The sequence below is a fragment of the Caulobacter sp. BK020 genome, assembly GCF_004342605.1.
Taxonomy (GTDB): Bacteria; Pseudomonadota; Alphaproteobacteria; order Caulobacterales; family Caulobacteraceae; genus Caulobacter.
In genome coordinates this window covers 303,662-320,952 of sequence record NZ_SLZL01000005.1, presented here as the reverse complement: position 1 = coordinate 320,952, position 17,291 = coordinate 303,662, and the positions used below count along the sequence as shown (strand labels likewise).

Annotated in this window: 12 protein-coding genes and 1 pseudogene; 10 read left to right on the top strand and 3 right to left on the bottom strand. The window is 68.6% G+C overall.

Annotated features, from left to right (window positions below):
* A pseudogene (locus EV278_RS08840) lies at positions 1 to 149 on the bottom strand (hypothetical protein); the annotation flags it as partial.
* Between the two features lie 272 nt (positions 150 to 421).
* Between EV278_RS08840 and EV278_RS08835 the strand changes: the two are divergent.
* From EV278_RS08835 to EV278_RS08825, 3 genes are all read left to right on the top strand, one after another.
* Positions 422 to 622 (top strand): hypothetical protein, encoded by a 201-nt coding sequence (locus EV278_RS08835; RefSeq protein WP_132089510.1) that lies wholly within the window; start codon positions 422 to 424, stop codon positions 620 to 622.
* Positions 623 to 784: 162 nt separating this feature from the next.
* Positions 785 to 3,715, top strand: coding sequence for a polar localization protein TipN (locus EV278_RS08830; protein WP_132089507.1), 2,931 nt, complete (start codon positions 785 to 787; stop codon positions 3,713 to 3,715).
* Positions 3,716 to 3,745: 30 nt separating this feature from the next.
* Complete coding sequence (locus tag EV278_RS08825; protein ID WP_132089504.1) at positions 3,746 to 4,306, top strand: sugar transferase; 561 nt, start codon at positions 3,746 to 3,748, stop codon at positions 4,304 to 4,306.
* A gap of 45 nt (positions 4,307 to 4,351) precedes the next feature.
* Here EV278_RS08825 and EV278_RS08820 read toward each other — a convergent pair whose 3' ends face one another.
* Both EV278_RS08820 and EV278_RS08815 read right to left on the bottom strand, forming a co-directional pair.
* Positions 4,352 to 5,794 carry a mannitol dehydrogenase family protein gene (locus tag EV278_RS08820; RefSeq protein ID WP_165916571.1) on the bottom strand — a complete coding sequence of 481 codons (1,443 nt, stop codon included), beginning with the start codon at positions 5,792 to 5,794 and terminating at the stop codon, positions 4,352 to 4,354.
* Positions 5,791 to 7,314, bottom strand: coding sequence for an altronate dehydratase family protein (locus tag EV278_RS08815; RefSeq protein ID WP_132089502.1), 1,524 nt, complete (start codon positions 7,312 to 7,314; stop codon positions 5,791 to 5,793). Before EV278_RS08815 ends, EV278_RS08820 begins: the two co-directional genes overlap by 4 nt.
* A 185-nt stretch (positions 7,315 to 7,499) precedes the next feature.
* On the opposite strand from EV278_RS08815, the gene EV278_RS08810 reads away from it, so the two are divergent.
* The 7 genes from EV278_RS08810 to EV278_RS08780 all read left to right on the top strand — a co-directional run bounded on the left by EV278_RS08810 (position 7,500) and on the right by EV278_RS08780 (position 17,095).
* Positions 7,500 to 8,555 carry a LacI family DNA-binding transcriptional regulator gene (locus tag EV278_RS08810; protein WP_132089570.1) on the top strand — a complete coding sequence of 352 codons (1,056 nt, stop codon included), beginning with the start codon at positions 7,500 to 7,502 and terminating at the stop codon, positions 8,553 to 8,555.
* A gap of 102 nt (positions 8,556 to 8,657) precedes the next feature.
* Positions 8,658 to 10,124 (top strand): glucuronate isomerase, encoded by a 1,467-nt coding sequence (uxaC, locus tag EV278_RS08805; protein ID WP_132089499.1) that lies wholly within the window; start codon positions 8,658 to 8,660, stop codon positions 10,122 to 10,124.
* 18 nt (positions 10,125 to 10,142) lie between these two features.
* Positions 10,143 to 10,988: a 5-dehydro-4-deoxy-D-glucuronate isomerase gene (kduI, locus tag EV278_RS08800; RefSeq protein WP_132089496.1), complete on the top strand. Its 846-nt coding sequence runs from the start codon at positions 10,143 to 10,145 to the stop codon at positions 10,986 to 10,988.
* Between the two features lie 153 nt (positions 10,989 to 11,141).
* Positions 11,142 to 11,912, top strand: a complete 771-nt coding sequence (gene kduD, locus EV278_RS08795; RefSeq protein WP_132089493.1) for a 2-dehydro-3-deoxy-D-gluconate 5-dehydrogenase KduD — start codon at positions 11,142 to 11,144, stop codon at positions 11,910 to 11,912.
* Between the two features lie 195 nt (positions 11,913 to 12,107).
* Positions 12,108 to 14,825, top strand: coding sequence for a phosphoenolpyruvate carboxylase (gene ppc, locus EV278_RS08790; RefSeq protein WP_132089490.1), 2,718 nt, complete (start codon positions 12,108 to 12,110; stop codon positions 14,823 to 14,825).
* A 479-nt stretch (positions 14,826 to 15,304) separates the two neighbouring features.
* The gene (locus tag EV278_RS08785) at positions 15,305 to 15,979 is read left to right on the top strand and encodes a bifunctional 4-hydroxy-2-oxoglutarate aldolase/2-dehydro-3-deoxy-phosphogluconate aldolase (RefSeq protein WP_132089487.1); all 675 of its coding nucleotides are present in this window, start codon (positions 15,305 to 15,307) and stop codon (positions 15,977 to 15,979) included.
* A gap of 9 nt (positions 15,980 to 15,988) precedes the next feature.
* Positions 15,989 to 17,095, top strand: a complete 1,107-nt coding sequence (locus EV278_RS08780) for a sugar kinase (RefSeq protein WP_132089484.1) — start codon at positions 15,989 to 15,991, stop codon at positions 17,093 to 17,095.
* Positions 17,096 to 17,291: the final 196 nt, after the last annotated feature.

Genomic DNA, 17,291 nt, shown 5'->3' with positions numbered 1-17,291 from the left:
ACCGGCTTCTCGCACTCGGCCGCCACCTCACGCAGAATGTGGATGCTCTCCGCCTCAAGACGCTGCAGATGCGTCAGACGAGCAGGGGAAAGGGCGGGGGCGCTCGCGGGGGCGCTCATGGATGGGTCCGCAAAGGCGTCGTGCGACAGCGAGGCGACTGGGGTAGGGGGCAAAACGCGTATCCGCAAATGGAAAGCTCCGCCAACGCACGAAAGCGCAATGGCGGGGCGGTGATCCTGGGCGTGGACCTAGGTCTCGGAGAGGCAACCGGCAAGGCAGGGAAATCTGCAGGCGCTGTGAGCTTCGATGGAGCCGCCTGCGTCGCCCGGCGTGGCGAGCGGCGCCGTTTCATGACCAAAAGTTCATTCGCGCGGACCTGCGAAGCATTGCATAACGACGCTATCGGAAAATGGGCTTCCCGATGTCATCCCTGGCCGAATTCGTCGCCGCGATCATGCTCTGGCTTTCGTCGATGGCGCTGTGCCAATTCGGCATGGCGGTCGAGCACCAGGCCAAGGCGCCGCCCAAGGCCGAGCGGGTCATCGCCCGGAGTCCGCGTCAGCAGGCCGTTCAGGCCGTCGAGCGGTGCCCCCGCCTGCATACGGCCGAGATCAACGCCTAGGCTTTCGCCGCGCGAACCCCTGTCCAGGATGGGAAATCCGGTGGAAGCCGCTATGCGCGCGGGCTTTTCACCGCTAGGTTTATTCGTTGCGCGCGAGAGGGGCGTCCGCGCGGCGATGTTCATCCGGCCCCAAGCCGTTTCGCCCTGGGACTATGGCTGCGTATGAAGCCTAAGAAGCGCCAACCGCTTGATTTCACCGGCATTCCGATGGAGCCGCCGGTCGAGGAGGCTGGCCGTCCGGCGCAGGCGGAAGTCCAGCCCGATCCGGACGCGCCGGTCAGCGAACCGGACCTTGATCTCGATATCGCCGCCGTCCCGGATGCGTCGCCCCCGCCGATTCTCGGCCGAGGCCCTCTGAATCTCGGGCCCGAGCCCGCGCCGGAACCCTTGGCCGCGCCGATTCCTGAAGCCCCTCGCGTCAGCGCCAAGCGCGGATTCTTCGGCGCCTCCAAGCCAGCGCCCCAGCCCGTCGCCGAGACCTTCGAACCTGTCGACCCTCCGACGGCCGATCTCGCGGCCCCCGAACCCGAAGCGGTGATCCAGCCGGCGCCGCCGCTCAAGTCGAACTTCAAGCCGTCCGAACCCGAGGCGGATCCCGCTCCGTTCACGCCGGCCCGTGGTCGCCGCAGCGCGCCCGTCGAGGCCGAGCCCCTGGCCCCGCTGCCCTCGTTCCTGACGACGCCCGTGGCGACCCAGGCCGCTCAGCCGCCGGCCCCGGTGGTCGAGCCCGAGCCGCCCGCCGCGCCCAAGCGGTTCGAGGCGGCGGTCTCCAAGCCGCGAGAAACGCCGCCCGTGACGCCGTTGTCCACGGCCCGCGAAGGCAAGAAGCCGATGCCCGCGCCGCTGTTCTGGAGCTTGGCGGTCGCCGCCGCGGCGCTCTGGACGCTGGGGCCGATCACCTTCGCGCTGGGCTATGGCGCCGGCGTGCCGGCCCTGAAGGTCGACCAGTTCGCCCTGATGGTGTTCGCCGCCCTGGCCGTCGGTCCGGCCGCCTTCACCCTGCTGGGCGCCTACATGCTGCGCCAGGCCATGGGGATCTCGGCCGAGCTGAAGCACACCCGGATCATGACCGACCGCCTGGTCAGCCCGGCGGCCCTGGCCGCGGCCGGCGTCGAGGGCGTGGTCGGCGGCATCCGGGAACAGATCGACGCCGCGACGGTCGCCGCCGAGCAGGCCCGCGTGCGCGTCCAGGAACTGCGCGAGGCCCTGGCCGAGGAAACCCTCGCCCTGGCCCAGACCACCAGCGAATCCGCGCGGATGGTCCAGCAGCTGTCCGAAGGCCTGGGTCACGAGCGCCAGGCCATGCATGCGCTGTCCACCACGCTGGACGCCCAGTCCACGGCGGTGGTCGACGCCATCGGCAGCCAGGCGCGCATGGTCGCCGAGGCCTCCGACCTGGCCGAGACCCAGCTTCGCGAGGCCGAAGCCGCCCTGGCCGCCCGCGCCGCGGACCTGGCCGCCGCCGCCGCCGAGGCGTCCGACGCCGCGCGGGTCGGGGCCGAGGACCTGTCGCGCCAGATCGCCCGCCTGGAAACCGCCGGCCAGGGTGTCGGCGACCAGATGAGCGCTGTCGAACGCAATCTGGCCGCCCAGCGCGCCGCTCTGGTCGCCGCCAGCCAGTCGCTGCGCACCGACCAGGAGGACTTCGCCGCCGAGACCGAGACCCGCACCGCCCAGCTGACCGAATTCATCGGCCATACCCGGGCCGGCGCCACCGAGATGAGCGACATGGCGGCCATGGGCGCGGAGGTGCTGCGCGGCCTGATCGGCGCCGCGGCCCAGCAGCTGCGCGAGGTTGCCGAGACGGCTCGCGCTGAACGCGAGGCTCTGGCGGCCGAGACCTCCAGCGCCATCGCCGCCCTGGCCAGCGCCGCCGGCGGCCAGCGCGCCGACCTGGAAGCCGCCCTGGCCCAGGCCATGAACGCCATGGCCGAGACGGCTCGTAGGGCCAACGAGAGTGTCGAACAGCGAGTCGAGGCGGCCCGTGTCCGCGTCGATCAGCTCAACGAGATCGCCTTCGCCGCCGGCCAGAAGGCTGACACGGTATTCGAGTCGCGCATGGACGAGGCCCGCGACCTGATCGAGCAGTCGGCCCAGGTGGTCGAGCAGGCGGGGGCCCGCACGGCCCAGAAGCTGTCCGAGAGCGTCGAGACCGCCCGCGCCACGATCGCCGAGATGGAGGCCATGTTGGCCGACGTCGGCCGTCGCACTGCCGACCTGCCGGCCGAGGCCCTGGCCCGCGCCAACGAGGCCCGAGCCCAGATCGAGCAGGGCATCGAGGACCTGCGGAACGCGGCGCGGCGGACCGCCGAGGAGACGGCGGCCATCGACCAGGCGTTCCAGGAGCGGGTCCGCCGCAACTACGACATGCTCAGCGAGGCGGTCGGGCGCATGAACGCCGCCCCGCCCGCCGGCCCCTCCGCGGCGACGCCCTCCCGCGCGCCGCCGCCGCTGAGCCGTCAGGTTCAGGCTGCGCCATCGCAGCCGCCGCCCGCGCCGACGCCGGCTCCCAAGCCGGCCAACGAGCCCAGCGCGGAGGAGCCCAGCCTGCGTCCGCGCCTGCGCCTGACGCCCACCGCGACGGATGATGAGTTCCGCTCTGTGTTCGACGCGGCCGGCGGCCGCACGGCCGCGCCCGTACCGCCGCCCGGCGACAGGGCCGAACCGCAGGCCCAAGGGGGCGGCCTGTCCTGGCGCAACCTGTTGTCGGGCCTGGAAAGCGCCGCGCCGGGCGACGCGGCCCTGGGCGAGAAGATGGCCGGCGAGATCCTGGCCATGGGCATCGACCCGACCGCGCTGCTGCCGCGCGCCCGCATCGACGAAATCGCCGCCACGATCCAGACCCATGACGAGAGCGGCGCGCGCGAGGTGGTCAAGAAGCTGGCCCCGGCCGCCATCCGCCGCCTGGTCCGTCGCCTGTTCTCCGACGCGCCGCTGCGGGCCGAGGCGGAACGCTTCCTGCGTCGCTACGCCGGTATGATGGACGAGGCTTCCGAGCAGGATCGCGAAGGCTTCCTGGTGGCGGCCCTGCTGTTGTCGGACGCCGGCCGCGCCTACCTGCTGCTGGACGCCGCCTTCGGGGACCTGGCCTAAGAGAATGGGCCTGAAGAGAATGGGCCTGACGTGAAGCGCCTGTTCGACGCGGCGGCGTCCGGGGCGGCGCTGTTGCTCCTGGCGGTCCCGCTGCTGATCCTGGCGGCGGTGGTGCGCCTGACCTCGCCGGGACCGGCCTTGCACTGGTCCCATCGCGTTGGGCGCAACAACGTGCTGTTCGCCATGCCCAAGTTTCGCACCATGCGGATCGATACGCCGCAAGTCGCCACCCACCTGCTGGAGGACGCCGACCGGTGGCTGACGCCGCCCGGCGCCTTCCTGCGCCGGACAAGCCTGGACGAGCTGCCGCAGCTGTGGAGCGTACTGGTCGGCGACATGAGCCTGGTCGGGCCCCGGCCGGCGCTGTTCAACCAGGACGATCTGGTGGCCCTGCGCACGGAAGCCGGCGTCGAGGCGCTGCGGCCCGGCGTCACCGGCTGGGCGCAGATCAACGGCCGGGACGAGGTGTCGATTCCGGAAAAGGTGGCGCTGGACGCCGAATACCTGCGACACCAGGGGTTCTGGTTCGACTTGGTGATCCTGTTGCGAACCGTGCTGCCGGTGGTCACCGGCAAGGACGTGACGCGGTAGCGGAATGCCGACCGCGACGCGTATGGGCGTGTCGCGGTCGAACGACTAGGCCAGCTCGCCGTACGCCTTCTCCAGCGCCGCCACGAACGTCGCGTTACCGGTCAGGTCGCGGTTGAACACGGGTTCCAGTTTCAGGAACGCGGCCACGTCGGTCTTGGCGTCGCCGGTGCAGGCGGCCGCCGTCTCGACCAGGCGGTCGGCCAGCGGATCGACGATCTTGACGCTTTCCGCGGCGCGGCGGCGGACGAAGTGCATCCAGGCGGCCAGCGGCAAGGCCAGGCGTTCGACCGGCCGGCCGGCCTCAAGGGCGTCGGCGACCGTGCCGAGGATGCGGAACGGCAGCTTCTGCGAGCCGTCCCAGGCGATCTGGCTCAGCAGGTGGCGGATCTCGGGATTGCGGAACCGGCCGAGGATGGCCTGGGCGTAGGCCGTCAGGTCCAGGCCGCGCGGCGCGGTCAAGGTCGGGATGATGTCCTGGACCATCAGGTCCTCGGCGATCCTGGCCAGCTCCGGATCGCTGATCGCCTCGAACACCGTCTCATGGCCCTTCAGCAGGCCGGCATACGCGATGGTCGAGTGGACGCCGTTCAGCAGCCGCAACTTGGCGCGCTCGAAACCACGCACGTCGTCGGTCAGGGTGACGCCGACGCTGGCCAGGTCCGGGGCGTCCGGCCCCAAGACATCCTCGACCACCCACTGGGTAAAGGCCTCGCGTTGGATCGGCCAGGCGTCGGTCAGGCTGGTGGCCGCCTCGACCCGGGCGCGCAGGGCGTCGTCGGTGGCGGGGGTGATACTGTCGACCATGGTGCGCGGGAAGCGGCCTTCGGTCTCGATCCAGGCGGCCAGAGCCGGGTCGATGCTTTCGGCGAAGGCGACGACCGCCGCCTTCAGCCGCCAGCCGTTGTCGGCGAGGTTGTCGCAGGCCACCACGGTGTAGGGCGGCAGGCCCGTCTGGTGACGGCGGCGCAGGCCCTCGACGATGTAGCCGACCGCGCTGAGCGGCTCGCGCGGGTGAGCCAGGTCGTGGACGATGTCGGGGTGGTTTGTGTCCAGCTTGCCGTCGCCGGTCAGGCAATAGCCCTTTTCGGTCACTGTCAGGGTGACCATGCGGGTGCCCGGCGCGGCTAGGCGGGCGAAGACCGACGGCGGATCCTCCGGCGCGACCAGCACCTCCAGGATTGAGCCGACCACGCGGAAGGTGGTCTCGGCATCCAGCTGGGCCAGGGAGTAGAGACCGTCCTGCGGCTGCAGGGCGTCTCGGACGCCGGGGCTCTTCAGCGACACCGCGCACAGGCCCCAGCGCGGATCCTGGGCCAGCAGCTGGTCGAAATAGAAGGCCTGGTGGGCGCGGTGGAACGCGCCAGGACCGAAATGCACGACGCCGATCGTGACCTTGTCGCGATCATAGGCGGGCAGGGCGACGCCGGGCGCGGCGGCCGTGTAGCTGGCGGCGTTCAGGCGCAGGGGGCGGGAGAGGGTGTCGGTCAAAGGGTAACGCCTTGTTTCCAGATGGCGATTTCACGTTCGCCGTTCAGTTCGGCCTTGGTGGGCTGACCCGAGGCCGTGGCCACCACCAGATCCATCAGGGAGTCGGCCGCCTCGTCCATGGTCTGGCCTGACAGCACGACTCCGGCGTCGAAGTCGATCCAGCCCGGCTTGCGGGCGGCGAGGACCGAGTTCGAGGCGATCTTCAGGGTCGGGGCCGGAAAACCCAGCGGGGTGCCGCGGCCCGTGGTGAACAGGATCACCGTCGCTCCGGCCGCCGTCAGGGCGGTGGACGAGACGGCGTCATTGCCGGGGGCTTCGAGCAGGGTCAGGCCGTGGGGGCCGACCTGCTCGCCGTAGCGCAGCACCTCGACCAGCGGCGCGCGGCCGCCCTTCTGCACCGCGCCGAGGGACTTTTCCTCGAGCGTGGTGATGCCGCCGGCGATGTTGCCGGGCGAGGGATTCTCGTAGATCGGCTGGTGGTTGTCGATGAAGTAGCGCTTGAAGTCGTCGATCACCCCGACCGCCTCGTCGAACACCTCGCGAGTCGCGGCGCGAGCCAGCAGCACGCCCTCGGCGCCGAACACCTCGGGGATCTCGGTCAGCACCGGGGTGCCGCCGGCGTCGGAGACCTTGTCGGCGATGCGGCCGACCAGGGGATTGGCGGTGACGCCGGAGAAGCCGTCCGAGCCGCCGCACTTCAGGCCGATCACCAACTCCGACAGCGGCGCGGGCTCGCGGCGGTCGTGCTCGGCGATGGCGACCAGGGCCTCCACGGCGTCCAGTCCGTCCTCCAGTTCATCCTCGACCATCTGGGTCGTGAACGAACGCAGGCGTTCCGGATCCAGGCCCGGTGCGGAATCCAGCAGGACCTTCAACTGGTTGTTTTCGCAGCCCAGGCCCAGGATCAGCACGCCGCCGGCGTTGGGGTGGGCGGCCAGGCCCGCGATCAGCTTGCGGGTGTGGGTCAGGTCGTCGCCCAGCTGCGAGCAACCGAACGGGTGGGGGAAAGCAAAGACTCCGTCCACCCGGCCGGCGAAGCGGGCGTTGGCCTTTTCGGCGATGCGCCGGGCGGTGTTGGCGACGCAGCCGACGGTGCAAAGCACCCAGATCTCGTTGCGGGTGCCGACCCGGCCGTTCCTGCGGCGATAGCCGAGAAAGGTTCCGGCCGGGGGCGGGGCATGCGGCTCCTGGTGGACTTCGGCGTAGGCGAAATCCTCGACGCCCGACAGGCGGGTCTCGACATTGTGGACGTGCACGTGGTCACCGACCGCGATGTCCGCCGTCGCGCGGCCGATTGGCCAACCATACTTCAGGACGTCCTCGCCCTGGCCCACCGCGCGCACCGCGATCTTATGGCCCTTGGGGATATCGACGCGGGCGACAATCGTCTGGCCGTGCAAGTCCAGCGCCTCCCCGGCGAGCAGGTCGCGTAGCGCCGTCGCCACGTGGTCGCGCGGATCGACGCCATGGATCGATTCGAAGGAAAGGGTGGAGGGTTCGCCTATCAAAGCCTTGGCCATTGGAATTTTTCGTGCTGCCCTTCTCGTCTGTACGGTGCGGTAACCGGTGTCGCCATAGGGCAATTGCGTCCGGCGGTGCATTTGTAGCGACGCCGTCGCCGGTAGGGTATGACAAAACAGAACATCGATCGCCGCATGGAAACGCTTTGACCTCGTCCAAGACCCCTTCGCCGGACGCCGACGGCGTGGAAATCGATGCTGGCTTCGAGGCCGGTCTCGAAGGCGGCCGCAAGCGCGCGACCATCAACGACATCGCGCGCTTGGCCGGCGTGTCGAAGAAGACCGTTTCCCGGGTGATCAACCAGTCGCCCTTCGTACGCGACGAGACCCGCGAACGCATCGAGGCGGTGATCGCGGAGTGGGGTTACGCGCCCGATCCCCAGGCCCGAGGCCTGGCGTTTCGCCGCTCGTTCCTGATTGGCATGATCTACGACAACCCCAACCCGCAATATGTCGTCAACATGCAGCTGGGCCTGCTGGATGGCATACGCGGGTCGGGCTTCGAGCTGGTGGTGCATCCGTGCGACCGCGCCAGTTCGACCTTCCTGCAGGACATCCGCACCTTCGTCGAGCGCCAGAAGCTGTTTGGCGTGGTGCTGCCGCCCTCGGTGTCGGAGGACGAGCGGGTCGCCAAGTTGCTGCGCGAGATCGGCTGCGAATATATCCGCATCGCCTCTGTCGAGCTGGACAAGCCCGAGCACATGATCGTCGGCCACGATCGCCTGGGCAGCGAGGCCATGGGCGCCTACCTGGTCGAGCTGGGCCATCGCGAGATCGGTTTCATCAGTGGCCTGCCCAGCTTCCGGTCCTCGCATGAGCGGCGAGGGGGCTTCGAGGATGCGCTGAACAAGGCCGGGCTGCAGCTGAAGCCTGATTATGTGGTCCAGGGCGCCTACACCTTCGAATCCGGACTGGTCTGCGGCGAGCAACTGCTGGCCAAGACACCGCGGCCCACGGCGATTTTCGCCGGCAACGACGAAATGGCCGCCGGCGTGCTGCAGGCCGTGCGTCGGGCCGGGCTGCAGGTGCCGGCGGACGTGACCGTGGTTGGCTTCGACGACTTCCAGATCGCTCAGGCCGTCTGGCCGCCGCTGACCACGATCCATGTTCCCACCCGCGAAGTCGGACGGATCGCGGCCGAGAAGCTGATCGGAGCCGCCGGCCGCGAAAAGCGTGACCCCAACAGCACGATTCCTTATCTGGTCGTTCGGGAGTCGTCGGGCGCCCCGGCGACGGGGTAGAAGCGACGGCGCTTTGGCTTGCATGGCGCCATGACACCGGTTACCAAGCGCGTCGAAAACGGCCCATGAAAGCCGTCGGCGGAGTAGGGAGTAAGAAGCGCCATGACCCGGCCCCTGGTATTTTCCGACGACCGCCTGTTTCCGGCCGACGAACGCACGCGGGGCATCGCCCGGGCGCTGTACGGCCAAGTCAAGAACCTGCCGATCATCAGCCCGCACGGCCACACCGATCCGGCGTGGTTTGCGACCAACGCCCCGTTCGAAGACGCCACCGACCTGCTGCTGGCGCCCGACCACTACCTGTTCCGCATGCTCTACAGCCAGGGCGTCAGCCTGGACGCCCTGAAGGTGCGGTCCAAGGCCGGTGTTCCCGACACCGATCCGCGCGAGGCCTGGCGGCTGTTGGCCAGCAACTTCCACCTGTTCCGCGGCACGCCCTCGTGGCTGTGGCTCAACCACGTGTTTAGCCAGGTGTTCGGCCTGAAGGTGTTCCTGAGCGCCGAGACCTCGGACCTCTATTTCGACACCATCAACGAGGCCCTGGCCACCGACGCCTTCCGCCCCCGCGCCCTGTTCGATCGCTTCAACATCGAGACCCTGGCCACCACCGAGGGACCGCAGGATCGGCTCGAACATCATCAGACCATCCGTGACAGCGGCTGGGGCGGCCACGTGGTCACCGCCTATCGCCCCGACTCGGTGATCGACTTCGAGGACGAGCGCTTCGGCCGGTCCTTCGAGCGCTTCGCCGAGGTCTCCGGCCAGGACGTCACGACCTGGAGGGGCTATCTGGAAGGCCATCGTGTCCGTCGCCAGGCCTTCATCGCGGCCGGCGCGACCTCGTCCGACCACGGCCATCCGACCGCCGCCACCGCCGACCTTTCCGAAGCCGAGGCCGAGGCGCTGTTCCAGAGCCTGCTGAAGGGCGAGGTCACCCCGGCCAAGGCCGAGCTGTTCCGAGCCCAGATGCTGACCGAGATGGCCAGGATGAGCCTGGACGACGGGCTGGTCATGCAGATTCACCCCGGTTCGCACCGCAACCACAATGTCAGTCTTCTGGCGTCGCACGGCCGCGACAAGGGCGCCGACATCCCGATGCGCACCGAGTATGTCGAGGCGCTCAAGCCGCTGCTGACCAAGTTCGGCAACGATCCGAGCCTGTCGATCATCCTGTTCACCCTGGACGAGACCGTCTACAGCCGCGAATTGGCTCCGCTGGCGGGCCACTACCCGGTGCTGAAGCTGGGCCCGTCCTGGTGGTTCCATGACAGTCCCGAGGGCATGATGCGGTTCCGCGAGCAGGTCACCGAGACCGCCGGCTTCTACAACACCGTCGGCTTCAACGACGACACGCGGGCATTCCTGTCGATCCCGGCCCGCCATGACGTGGCCCGTCGCGTCGACAGCGCCTTCCTGGCGCGCATGGTCGCCGAACATCGCGTGGACGAGGTGGAAGCCGCCGAGCTGATCGTCGACCTGACGTACAACCTGCCCAAGAAGGCCTACAAGCTCGACCAGCGTCCTAGCTGGGCCCGGCCTGTTCAGCCGATCAAACACGCCGCCGAATAGATTTTCCGGAGTCTCCTGATGTTCGCCAAGACCTACCACGCCACCCACCCGGACATGATGTTCGCGGTCAGCAATGACGACCTGCGCGATCGCTACCTGATGGACGGCCTGTTCCAGGACGGGCAGATCGTCCTGACCTACAATCATGCCGAACGTTTCGTCGTCGGCGGCGTGGTGGCGACCTCGGCCGTCAAGCTGCCCGACCAGACCGAGCCCGCCTCCGCCGCCGGCCACCCGTTCCTGGAACGTCGCGAACTGGGCGTGGTCAATGTCGGCGACAGCACCGGGAAGATCACCGTCGACGGCGTCGTCTACGACATCGTTCCGCGTGATGGCCTGTATGTCACCATGGGCGCCAAGGAGGTCGTCTTTGAAAGCGCCGATGCGTCGAAGCCTGCCCGTTTCTATCTGGTCAGCCTGCCGGCCCACGCGGCGTTCGAGACCAAGAAGCTGGCCTTCGCCGACGCCATCCCGCTGGAAAAAGGCGCGCTGGAAACCTCCAATGAGCGCACGATTTATCAGTACATCGTGCCGACCACCTGCAAGTCGGCCCAGCTGCTGCTGGGCATGACCGTGCTCAAGCCGGGCAGCGTCTGGAACACCATGCCGCCCCACCTGCACGACCGTCGCTCGGAAGCCTATTTCTACTTCGGCCTTGGCGAGAACGACCGGGTCTTCCACTACATGGGCGAGCCGGACGAGATGCGTCACATCGTGATCGCCAACGAAGAGGCCGTGATGAGCCCGCCGTGGTCGATCCACATGGGCTCCGGCACCGCCAACTACACCTTCATCTGGGCGATGGGCGGGGAGAACCTCGACTATACCGACATGAACGTGCTGGACATCTGCCAGCTGAAATAGGGGCGGGGACCGCCCGGCTTCCTTGTGGCCGTCACCCCGGCCGCAGCGAAGTGACGAACAGGGACCGCCGCGAGCCCATGCGTTCGTGGCGGTCCAAAATCGGCCTTTGAGGCCGTCCGGGGTGACAAGATTCAGGATCAGGAAGCACGCACCATGGCCAATCCGTTCAGCCTCGAAGGCAAGGTCGCCCTCGTCACCGGCGCCAATACCGGCCTTGGCCAGGCCGTGGCCGTCGCCTTGGCCGAAGCGGGCGCGGACATCGCCGCCGCCGGCCGCAGCGCTCCGACCGAGACGCAGGGCCTTGTGGAAGCCACGGGCCGCAAGTTCCTGTCGATCAAGGCCGACTTCGGTTCGATCGAGCCGGTGCAGCGCGTCGTCGACGAGACCGTCGCCGCCTTCGGCAAGGTCGATATCCTGGTCAACAACGCCGGCATCATCCGCCGCGCCGACAGCATCGAATTCTCCGAGGCCGACTGGGACGCGGTGATGGACACCAACCTGAAGGTCGTGTTCTTCCTGACCCAGGCCTTCGCCAGGCAGGTCCTCAAGCAAGGCGGCGACGCCGCCAGCATCGGCAAGATCATCAACATCGCCAGCCTGCTGTCGTTCCAGGGCGGCATCCGCGTGCCGTCCTACACGGCCAGCAAGAGCGGTCTGGCGGGCCTGACCAAGATCCTGGCCAACGAGTGGGCGTCCAAGGGCATCAACGTCAACGCCATCGCGCCCGGCTATTTCGACACCAACAATACCGAGGCCCTGCGCAACGACGCCGACCGCAACGCCTCGATCCTGGCCCGCATCCCGGCCGGCCGCTGGGGCCAGCCGGGCGACCTGGGCGGGGCCGCCGTGTTCCTGGCCTCCCAGGCCGCCGACTACGTCCAGGGCATTACCTTGCCCGTCGATGGGGGCTGGCTGGCGCGCTAGAGGCAGAAATCTGCGCAATAGCAAATTTGGTACCGTAACCATTGCGCCGGCCGCCTTTTCGCGGTCGGCAAAGCGCGGTAAGGGCGCCGCTGCGTCAGCAAGGGCTTCAAACGGGAGTTCGGGGCCGGCCGGCGCTTCGTACGTTTCCTTCCTGATGAACCGCCGCGACTCCGCGGCGGTCGCGGAGCTTCGCGCATGCCCCTGTCCCTCGACGGTGATCGCCCCACCAGCCGCCACGTGCGACAGAACGCCAACCTGCTCAGCGACCTGCTGAACGAGGCCATCGCCTACCTGGACGGCGAGGACGCCGCCAAGCTGGTGGCCACGGCTCGCAGCGCCGCCTCGCAGGAGACGCTGGACGGCGAGGCCCCGCGCCTGGATCACCTGTTCGCCGACCTCTCCAGCGACCAGGCCATCTTCCTGGCCCGGGCCCTGGCCAGCCACTCGATGCTGGCCAATATCGGCGAGGATGTCGCCGGTCGCCGCCGCCACGCCGAGGGCGACGCCAAGCCCGGCGACCAGCGGCCCCGCACCCTGGTCGATGCCGTCAAGGCGCTGGTGGCCGAGGGCAAGTCCCCGGCCGAGCTGACCAAGGCCTTCGCCGCCATGAACGTGGTGCCGGTGCTGACCGCTCACCCGACCGAGGTGCGCCGCCGCAGCATGGTCGACCGCGAGACCGAGATCTCGCGGCTGATGGCCCTGCGCCGACATCACCTGCCGCCGGACCTGGACGCCGATATCCGCGAGCGCCTGTTCCGCGAGATCGCCCTGATGTGGCGCACCCGGCTCTATCGCCCAGAGCGGATCACCGTGAAGGACGAGATCCGCAACGCCCTGTCGATCGTCCGCACCTCGATTCTGCCGGCGGTCATCGACCTCTATGCCGACTGGTCCCAGCAGATCGGTCAGCACGGCCAGATGGCGCCGCTGCTGAAGATGGGCTCGTGGCTGGGCGGCGACCGCGACGGCCACCCCGGCGTCAACGGCGAGACCCTGAAGCTGGCCTTCGCCTCGCAGGCCCGAGTGATCCTGGATTGGTACGCCGGCGAGGTCCGCAAGCTGTGGTCCAACCTGGCGGTCTCCACCGCCTACACGCCGGTGTCGGAGGAACTGCTGGCCCTGGCCGCCCAGACCCGGGACCCGTCGGTCCACCGCCTGGACGAGCCCTATCGCCTGGCGCTGGAGCTGATTTTCGACCGTCTCTCGGCGGTGTCCCAGAAGCTGACCAACCAGTGGGTGGCCTTCGCCACCGCCCGCACTGACGTAGAGCCCTACGGCCATCCGGACGCCTTCGTCGCCGACCTGAAGATCGTCATCGACAGCCTGGAGCGCAACGGCGGCGAACGTCTGGTGGGCTCGGCCCTGCGCACCCTGGTCGAGGTGGCCCAGGCCTGCGGCTTCCACCTGATGAGCCTGGACCTGCGCCAGAACGCCGACGTTCACGAGCGGACGCTGCACGAGCTGTTCCAGCGGGCCGGCACCGGTGTGAAGTATCTGGACCTCGACGAGGAGGCCCGGTCCAGGCTGCTGATCGGCGAGCTGTCGCACCAGCGGCCCCTGGTCTCGCCGTTCACCGCCTATGGCGAGGAGACGACCAAGGAGCTGGCGACCATGGAGGCCGCCGCCCAGATGGTCCGCGACTATGGCCACGGCTGTATTGGCGCCTATGTGATTTCCAAGTCGGCGACCCTGTCGGACATCCTGGAGCCCCTGGTCCTGCTCAAGCAGGTCGGCCTGGTCTGGGGCGGGGCGGCGCCGCGCGCCTCGGTCAAGATCAGCCCGCTGTTCGAGACCATCGGCGACCTGGAGAACGGCCCCCGCGTGCTGCGCCAGTGGCTGGAGCTGCCGCTCAGCCGCACCATCCTGGGCGACCGGCCGGTGCAGGAGATCATGCTCGGCTATTCCGACAGCAACAAGGACGGTGGCTACGTGGCCAGCCGCCGGGGCGTGGCCCGCGGCGCCTCGGCCCTGGCGTTCGAGGCCGAGCGGATGGGCGTGGGCCTGCAGCTGTTCCACGGCCGGGGCGGCAGTGTCGGGCGGGGCGGGGGACCGGCCGCCGAGGCCGTGCTGGCCCAGCCGGCCGGCACCGTCCAGGGCCGCATCCGCATGACCGAGCAGGGCGAGATGATCGCCCGCCGGTTCGGCGACCAGCCCACCGCCCGCCGCAACCTCGACGGCCTGGCCGCCGCGGTGCTGATGGCCAGCGAGCGCGAGGCTCATCGCCCCGACCCCAAGGTCGAGGCCGCCATGACCGACTTGGCGCAGGCCTCGTTCCACGGCTTCCGGGCCCTGGTGTACGACGACCCGGCCTTCGAGGACTTCTTCTGGTCGGCCACGCCGATCGGCGAGATCGTCGGGCTGAACATCGGCAGCCGCCCGGCCAGCCGCACCGCCAGTCGCAAGATCGAGGACCTGCGGGCCATCCCCTGGGTGTTCAGCTGGTCGCAGGCCCGCTTCATGCTGCCCGGCTGGTACGGCTTCGCCTCCGGGGTCGAGCGGGCAGGGCTGTCGACCGGCCAGCTGCAGGACCTGGCCGGCGGCTTCGACTTCTTCGCCTCGCTGCTGTCGAACATGGAGCTGGCCCTGGCCCAGAGCCACATGGGCATCGCCGCCCGGTACCGGGACCTGTCGCCGAACAAGGCCGACGCACAGCGGATCTTCGACACGATCCAGCGCGAGCACGACAGCGCACGCCAGATCGCCCTGGCGATCCGTGGCGGCTCGGCCCTGCTGGACAACCAGTCGGAGCTGGCGGAGTCGGTGGCCCTGGCCGGGCTGTCGGTCGATCCGCTGAACCACCTGCAGCTCGAACTGTTGGCCCGCCGCCGGTCCGGCGACCAGGACGAGAACGTGCGGCTGGCCATCCAGCTGACCGTGGCCGGCATCGCGGCGGGACTGCGCAACACGGGGTGAGGGCTCAATTTCATCACCGGCGTCAAAATGAAAACAGCGTTTTGACGCCGCTTGCGCAAGGCGTCGCTTCGGAGTAGATTCCTGAATGACACCGGTGGCAAAGTGGCCTGGCCAGTCTGCCCCGGTTTCACCTGACGTTTTGGGCCGGCCTACCCGGTCCGGGGCGTCCGCGGCTCTTTTTTGAGTTCGCTCCTGCGCAAAACTTTCGGGCGTCGGGCCCCGGTCCGGCGCCCTTTATTTTGAGAGCTCGACCGCGCCGCGAACGATCGGGAAATCGCCGGGCGCGCGCGGACGGAAACGAAGGACGACGGACAGGCGAGCAGGCAGGAGACGAATTGACGTTGGGGGAGCCCTCCGGTGTGGCGTCCGCCCGCGACGCGGTCTAAACGGTCGCCCAGCGCCGAACGCGGCGAAATCTTCCACGCCGAGGCCCGCCAGCCGGGCCGCACGCAAGATCGATCCTTTGAGGAGCAGTACTGATGGTGAAAGACCGCATGGCCGTTCTGACGGCGCTGATGGACCAGGGCGTCATCCCCGTTTTCTATCACCCGGACGTCGAGGTCTGTAAGAACGTGATCCAGGCCTGCGCCGACGGCGGCGCGCCCTGCATCGAGTTCACCAACCGCGGCGACTTCGCCAGCCACGTCTTCTACGAAGTCACCCGCTACTTCGACCAGGCCGACCCGCGCGTGATCATGGGCGTGGGCTCGATCGTCGACGCCCCGACCGCCGGCATCTACATCGCCAACGGCGCCAAGTTCGTGGTCGGTCCGATCCTCAACGCCGATGTCGCCAAGGTCTGCAACCGTCGCAAGATCCCGTATTCGCCGGGCTGCGGTTCGGCCTCGGAAATCTCCTACGCCGAGGAACTGGGCTGCGAGATCGTCAAGGTGTTCCCCGGCTCGTCGGTCGGCGGCCCGGACTTCGTCAAGGCGGTGCTGGGCCCGATGCCCTGGACCCGGATCATGCCGACGGGCGGCGTCGATCCGGACGAGGCCTCGGTCAAGAAGTGGTTCGGCGCGGGCATCGTCGCGGCCGGCATGGGCTCCAAGCTGATCACGCCGGAGCTGCTGGACGCCAAGGACTATGCGGGCATCTCCCGGAAGGTCCGCGAGACGGTAGACCTGATCAAGAAGGTTCGTGGGAAGGCCTAAGAGACACCAATGACCGACAACATCCTCAACATCCGCCCGGCTTCGGAAACCAAGTGGGACTGCGCGTCCTTCGGGGAAGTGATGCTGCGCTTCGACCCCGGCTTCGGCCGGGTTCGCAACGCCCGCCAGTTCAACGTCTGGGAAGGCGGCGGCGAGTACAACGTCGCCCGCGCCTTCAAGAAGTGCTGGGGCAAGCGCTCGACCGCGGTCACCGCCCTGCCGGTGAACGACCTGGGCTGGCTGGTCGAGGATCTGATGATGCAGGGCGGCGTCGACACCTCCCACGTCATCTGGCGCGACTTCGACGGCCTGGGCCGCAACACTCGCGTCGGCCTGAACTTCACCGAAAAGGGCTTCGGCGTGCGTCCCGCACTCGGCTGTAGTGACCGTGGTCACTCGGCCGCCTCGCAGATCCGCCCCGGTGAAGTGAACTGGGAAAAGCTGTTTGGCGAGGAAGGCGTGCGCTGGTTCCACACCGGCGGGATCTTCGCGGCCCTGGCCAGCAACACCGCCGAAGCCGTGATCGAGGCGGTCGAAGTGGCGCGCAAGTACGGCACGGTGATCTCCTACGACCTGAACTACCGCGCTAGCTTGTGGAAGTCGCAGGGCGGCAAGGAAGGCGCCCAGAAGGTCAACCGCCACATCGCCCAGTACGTCGACGTGATGATCGGCAACGAAGAAGACTTCACCGCCTGCCTGGGCTTCGAGGTCGAGGGCCTGGACGAGCACATCAGCGCGATCGATCCGGCCAACTTCAAGAAGATGATCCAGACGGCCGTGAAGGCGTTCCCGAACTTCAAGGTCGCCGCCACCACCCTGCGCAACGCCAAGACCGCCTCGGTCAACGACTGGTCGGCGATCCTCTACGCCGGCGGCGAGTTCTACGCCTCGATGATGCGCGAGAACCTCGAGATCTACGACCGCGTCGGCGGCGGTGACGGCTTCGCCTCGGGCCTGGCCTTCGGCTTCATGGAAGGCAAGGGCCCCCAGGCCGCCGTCGAGTACGGCGCGGCTCACGGCGCCCTGGCCATGACCACGCCGGGCGACACCTCGATGGTGCGCCAGGCGGAGGTCGAGGCCGTGATGAAGGGCAAGGGCGCGCGGGTCATCCGCTAGTCCCCTTCAGTCCGACCTCGTCGGTCGAATGCTGAGAGCCCCCGGTCGAAAGGCCGGGGGCTTTTTGCTGCTCGCTTTCGAGCACTCGCTTGAACTCGAGACTCTGGCGGAAGGCGACCGGCCGCTTGAGGATCTTGCGGCGCAGGTGGCCAAGGCGCTCCGCCGTCCACTCGGTTCCGGCAAGTTGGCGGGCAGA